This window comes from Flavobacterium sp. UGB4466 (assembly GCF_903469665.1).
GTDB classification, from domain to species: Bacteria; Bacteroidota; Bacteroidia; order Flavobacteriales; family Flavobacteriaceae; genus Flavobacterium; species Flavobacterium lipolyticum.
The window spans coordinates 1-532 of sequence record NZ_CAGKLC010000270.1; the positions used below are offsets into that span (position 1 = coordinate 1).

Consider the following 532-nt stretch of genomic DNA (forward strand, 5'->3'; position numbering starts at 1 on the left):
CCTACCACAATACCCGTTATCGTTTTAGGACATGCGTTAGCGTCTGTAATAGTAACGCTATAAGTTCCGGCGGTAAGTCCTGTTGCTGTTGCAGCCGTACCTCCCGATGGAGTCCATGAATAAGTATATCCTGGTGTACCACCTGAAGGGGTAACTGTTGCTGTACCGTTATTACCTCCAAAACAGGAAACGGCTGTTGTAGTAGCAGTTCCGTCAACAGCTGTAGGCTGGCCAATAACAATACCTGTTATCGTTTTAGGACATGCGTTAGCATCTGTAATGGTAACACTATAAGTTCCGGCAGTAAGCCCGGTTGCCGTTGCGGCTGTACCTCCGGTTGGAGACCATGAATAGGTATATCCCGGTGTACCTCCTGATGGGGTTACTGTTGCTGTACCGTTAGCACTTCCAAAACAAGAAGCTGCTGTTGTAGCTACAGTGCCATCAAGAGCGGTAGCTGGTTGTCCTACCACAATACCCGTTATCGTTTTAGGACATGCGTTAGCATCTGTAATAGTAACACTATAAGTTC

General features: G+C 47.2%; 1 protein-coding gene. It reads right to left on the reverse strand.

What is annotated here, in order from left to right; translation table 11 throughout:
* Positions 1–532, reverse strand: a 532-nt coding sequence (locus JO950_RS22005) for a SprB repeat-containing protein (RefSeq protein ID WP_202704550.1), incomplete at both ends; no start/stop codon positions are given.